This is a genomic window from Gammaproteobacteria bacterium (genome assembly GCA_003696665.1).
Lineage (GTDB): Bacteria > Pseudomonadota > Gammaproteobacteria > Enterobacterales.
The window spans coordinates 1-5,173 of sequence record RFGJ01000351.1; the positions used below are offsets into that span (position 1 = coordinate 1).

Sequence of the window (5,173 nt, forward strand, 5' to 3'; positions counted from 1 at the left end):
CGTAACGCTGTGGAATCCGACAGGTCACGTTGCCAGCGTGATACCTGCAGCTTGTCCGCCAAATGCGAAAATAGACTATTCGCGATACCAAGGTTGCCTTCGGAGTTTTCGAAATCGATAGGATTCACCTTATGCGGCATTGTCGACGAACCGATTTCGCCAGCAATGGTTTTTTGCTTAAAGTGGCCCAACGCGATATAACCCCAAATGTCGCGATTGAAATCGAGTAGAATATTATTGAAGCGGATGATTGGCGCGTAGTACTCAGCGATACAGTCGTGTGGCTCAATTTGTGTGGTGTACGGGTTCCAAACGAGTCCCAGCCGTTCGACAAAAGATTTTGCCACATCTGGCCATGCGACTTCAGGATAAGCAGCAAAATGTGCGTTATAGTTCCCTACAGCGCCGTTGATTTTGCCTGTGATATCAACTTGCTTTAGTTGATCGCGTTGACGCTTTAGGCGATGCACAAAGTTAGCCATTTCTTTGCCAAGCGTGGTCGGAGAGGCCGGCTGCCCGTGTGTCCTGGACATAAGTGGCAACTCTGCATTGTCATGCGCAAGTTGAGTGATTGCGGCGATGAGTTGTTGCATTGTGGGCAGTAAGATCTCATCACGCGCTTGATTTAACATGAGTGCATATGAGAGATTGTTGATGTCTTCTGATGTGCAGGCAAAATGGATAAACTCGGAGACAGACACCAGCTCTGCACAATCGGCGATTTTTTCTTTCAAGAAATATTCAACAGCTTTGACGTCGTGGTTAGTCGTTTTTTCGATGTCTTTGATGCGCTGAGCGTCTGCCAGCGAAAAATCTCTGACAATTTTGTCGAGCAATTGGTTCGCAGATTCCGAAAATTTGGGAACTTCTTTGATTGCTTCTAGTTCGGAAAGCATTTGAAACCAACGGACCTCGACCTCGACGCGCGCACGCATGAGCCCAAATTCGCTGAAGATTGGTCGTAGAGCTTCCGTTTTGTTGGCGTAACGCCCATCCACCGGGCTAATTGCGGTCAATGAATTCAGTTCCATGGCATCTCTTGTGTGCATGATTGGGATTGAAAGCGCGATTATACCGAATTTCATCTGTCGCGGCAGTTGTCTTTACGAAATGGCGCCCCGGAGAGGATTCGAACCTCTGACCTGCCCCTTAGGAGGGGGCTGCTCTATCCAGCTGAGCTACCGGGGCAAGAAAGTGGTTGGGCATTTTTGCTTGCACTCAAGGAGGGTAGCTGTATGTGACTGAACAAGACAAATATGGCGCGCCCGAGAGGATTCGAACCTCTGACCTTTGGCTCCGGAGGCCAACGCTCTATCCAGCTGAGCTACGGGCGCGTTGATTCGGGCGCAATTCTGTCAGAATGGCGCCATAGATTCAATAGTTTCCTGTAAAACCGTCAGTTGAAAAGAGGAGATGCCCATGACATCTGTGACTGATTTGACTTTACGCCAGCGCATTGAAGCCTTACCAGAACCTGTGGCTTTCCGCCACCCAGAAAAACGATTTGGAACGTACAAAATGTCCATTACGACACTGGTTTCAATATCAGTGTTGTTGCATCAGTCGGGTCTAGCCAAATCGTATGCCGCTTTTATTCGCGCCATGGCCAAAGATGCCGAGCATATGATAGTCCATGGACATCAGGCGGTCGGTTATACTGACGAACTGTTCCAATGGTACTTGGATGCCTCGGGCGGTCGTCGTGCGTTCGAAGCGCTGTCAAAAATTGATCTGGACGCATTGAGGCGACGAATGGATGACTAAACCACACTGACCGCAATGGTTAGTAATGACTAAGCGAACATTTTACCCAGCTCAACCGAACAGCTTCACGCGACGTTGCGTTCACGATTCTGCTTGAAACCGTACCTAGGTACGGTGTTGTAATAGCAGTCATGTCGGCCTGATTGCATACGAGCAGGGAACATTTTATGAACGCGATTGCCAAAAAATTGGCCTTTCTGGGTGATAAGGTTGGGACTTTGGGAGCCATTGTGGCCGCAATGGGATGCAGCATGTGTTTTCCGGCACTTGCTGGATTGGCCGGTGTGCTTGGCTTGAGCTTTCTAAGCCGTTGGGAAGGAATATTCATTAATACACTATTACCTTTTTTTGCGTGGCTGACACTGGTGTTGAATGTGTTGGGCTGGTTTGCGCATCGTCAGTGGCAAAGAACTTTGCTCGGAATGATTGGGCCCACCTTGCTGTTGTTATCGCTATATCCGTGGTTTCAGTATGCCTGGAGCACCTATGTGACCTACAGTGCGTTGGCGATCATGGTCATGGTGTCTATCTGGGACTTATTCTCTACAGCCAATAGACGTTGCGATGGCGAGGGGCAGTGTATTCAAGACGCAACGAACGACGATTTGCGGCGCTGATTGTCAGGCTGCTTGTGCTTGATATCGTCTTCAGCGGGGCCATGGCGCTGAGCGTGCGTTGGAAGAAAGAGAGGACAGCATGAACAAAACCGTCAGCCATAAGGAACATCAAGTTGATTCGCGCCTTCATATTGTCGTCATCGGCAGCGGTTCAGCTGCGTTTGCCGGTGCCTTAGCGGCCACTGAACGAGGGGCGCGGGTCACTATGGTTGAGGGGGGCGACGTGATTGGCGGCTGTTGTGTCAACGTTGGTTGCGTTCCCTCGAAAATTTTGATTCGTGCGGCTCATCTTGCCTATCAACAGGCACATCATGCGTTTGCGGCGATTGAGCACCACGAGCCCAAAATAGACCGAGCAAAGCTAACGGCGCAGATAAGTGAGCGGGTGAAATCACTCAGGTTTGCAAAGTACGAACGCATTCTGAGTCGTAACCCATCGATCGATTTTATCAGGGGGTGGGCCAAACTTCTGGATGCACGCACAGTGGAAGTTCTTACACCACAAAATCAGAGCGTTCGAATTGTTGCCGATAAGATTTTGATTGCCACTGGTGCCACACCATGGATTCCGCCAATTCCCGGCTTGGAGAAAACACCCTATTGGAGATCGACAGAGGAAATATTTGCGGACGAAATGCCGCACCATCTTGTTGTCATCGGTTCCTCTGTCATTGCCGTTGAGTTGGCTCAGGCCTATCGACGACTTGGCGCAGAGGTAACCATTTTAGCGCGTCATAGACTGTTATCGAAATATGACGCCATTCTTGGGGACAATTTGGTTAAATACTTTGCGGAAGAAGGCATTCGAGTCATCACTCAAGCAACAGTTAAAAATGTGGTGTATCAAGCGGGCGAATTTGTTGTCAGCTTGGGGAATGAAAAGGTTTGTGGCGATCGGTTATTAGTGGCGACGGGCAGACGACCGAATACGGCCGACTTGAACTTGGCCGCCGCGGGCGTGGCAACCGATGATAGCGGGGCCATTATTGTCAATGAGCGGCTTGAGACCAGTTGCCCTGGCATTTATGCGGCCGGTGATTGCGCAAACCTTCCGCAGTTAGTTTATGTGGCTGCAGCCGCTGGTCACCGAGCGGGCATGAATATGATGGGAGAGCGGGGCGTGTTGAACTTGGATGCAGTTCCGATGGTTATCTTCACAGATCCGCAAGTGGCCACGGTTGGCTTGTCGCCTCAAGAGGCGATAGCACAAGGTTTGAGGGTGGAGACGCGCACATTATCGCTCGACAATGTGCCAAGAGCACTGGCTAACTTTGATGAACGTGGTTTTATTCGTCTTGTGGCAGAGGCGGACAACCAGTGTTTGCTTGGTGCCCAAATTTTGGCGCATGATGCGGGAGAGATGATCCAGACGGTCGCCGTGGCCATTGAGCAGCGGATGTCAGTGACGGAGTTTGCAGAAATGCTATTTCCGTATTTGACTATGAACGAAGGACTTAAACTTTGTGCGCAGGCTTTCTTCAAAGACGTCAGCCAGCTGTCTTGTTGTGCGGGTTAAGCGTCAGAAACCAGGGTGAAGTTTAGCGGACATTCTTGTAAGACATTATCCAATTCTTTTGCCTTCATATTGTCATCTGGGAATCTCTAGGCGTAGGCTGTACAGGTCTGAAGTAGGTCAGACAAGGATGACGTTCGGAGGACCTGACAATGAAGAAATTGGTGCATGCGTTATTCACTTTCTGGTTGTTGACAGGAGTGGCGGTGTTCGTCCCTTCAGTGAGTGCCGTTGATTCGGCAAGTACGAAAACTGTACAAACGGTATCGATTAACAAAGCCACCGCCTCGGAGTTGGCCCGGGTACTTCGTGGCGTAGGTATCAAGAAAGCCATGGAAATCATCGAGTATCGACGTGTTTATGGGCCGTTCAAGCGTGTCGAAGACTTGCTCAAAGTCAAAGGCATTGGCGTCAAGACACTCGCCGCCAACAAAACTCGTATCACCCTGTAAGATAAGAGCATAAACTTTTGAAAGGTTGGCGGTGCTTGTCGAGGGCATTGCCAGCCTGTTATCTTTGCCAATCTTTGGTGGGAAGGTTGGCGAGACATTTCAATGAAAGGCATTATTTTGGCCGGAGGAAACGGAACTCGGCTTGATCCCTTGACCCGCGCCGTGAGCAAACACCTGTTGCCGGTTTATGACAAGCCGATGGTCTATTATCCCTTGGCAACATTGATGCTCGCAGGCATTCAAGAGTATCTCCTCATCAGCACGCCTAGTGATCTTCCTGCCTATCAGCGATTGCTTGGGGATGGTTCACAGTTTGGTATTCATATACATTATGCTGAACAAAGCCAACCTCGAGGGATTGCCGAGGCGCTCATCATTGCCGAACGTTGGCTTGCGGGTCAGCCTGTGGCGTTGATTCTTGGTGACAATATTTTTCATGGGCAAGGATTGCGGCAACTGTTAAACGAGATTCGAGAACGCCATATGACGCAGGAAGGGGCCACCATATTTGCCTATGAGGTGGCGGAACCTAGTCGCTATGGTGTGGTTGTCTTAAATGAACATGGGGCACCCGAGACTATCGTTGAAAAACCCCAAACGCCGATTTCGAATCTCGCTGTGCCCGGTTTGTATTTCTTTGATCAACGAGCCGCGGGTTTTGCTCAGAAACTGATGCCGTCGGCACGAGGTGAGCTGGAAATCACGGATGTCAACCGACGCTATTTGGAAAAAAGGTGTTTAAACGTGGTGCCATTGGGGCGTGGAATCGCTTGGTTTGATGCGGGTACCACAGATGCTTTGCTTGATGTCACGCATTATATGGCGGC

General features: G+C 50.0%; 6 protein-coding genes and 2 tRNA genes. 5 read left to right on the top strand and 3 right to left on the bottom strand.

Features of this window, described 5'->3' with window-relative positions:
• The 3 genes from D6694_09275 to D6694_09285 all read right to left on the bottom strand — a co-directional run.
• The coding region (locus D6694_09275) for an adenylosuccinate lyase (GenBank protein RMH41220.1) at nucleotides 1-1,031 on the bottom strand (1,031 nt) is incomplete at its 3' end.
• 80 nt (nucleotides 1,032-1,111) lie between these two features.
• Nucleotides 1,112-1,188 (bottom strand) — tRNA-Arg (locus D6694_09280).
• Nucleotides 1,189-1,257: 69 nt separating this feature from the next.
• Nucleotides 1,258-1,334, bottom strand: a tRNA-Arg gene (locus D6694_09285).
• Between the two features lie 79 nt (nucleotides 1,335-1,413).
• Here D6694_09285 and D6694_09290 point away from each other — a divergent pair.
• The 5 genes from D6694_09290 to D6694_09310 all read left to right on the top strand — a co-directional run.
• Nucleotides 1,414-1,764 (top strand): hypothetical protein, encoded by a 351-nt coding sequence (locus D6694_09290; protein ID RMH41215.1) that lies wholly within the window; start codon nucleotides 1,414-1,416, stop codon nucleotides 1,762-1,764.
• Between the two features lie 167 nt (nucleotides 1,765-1,931).
• Entirely contained in the window at nucleotides 1,932-2,381 is a 450-nt protein-coding gene (gene merC, locus D6694_09295) for a mercury transporter MerC (GenBank protein RMH41216.1), read from the top strand.
• 79 nt (nucleotides 2,382-2,460) lie between these two features.
• Nucleotides 2,461-3,897: a mercury(II) reductase gene (merA, locus tag D6694_09300; protein RMH41217.1), complete on the top strand. Its 1,437-nt coding sequence runs from the start codon at nucleotides 2,461-2,463 to the stop codon at nucleotides 3,895-3,897.
• Nucleotides 3,898-4,046: 149 nt separating this feature from the next.
• Nucleotides 4,047-4,346, top strand: coding sequence for a hypothetical protein (locus D6694_09305; protein ID RMH41218.1), 300 nt, complete (start codon nucleotides 4,047-4,049; stop codon nucleotides 4,344-4,346).
• A gap of 102 nt (nucleotides 4,347-4,448) precedes the next feature.
• A partial coding sequence (locus D6694_09310; protein ID RMH41219.1) for a glucose-1-phosphate thymidylyltransferase occupies nucleotides 4,449-5,173 on the top strand: 725 nt, incomplete at its 3' end.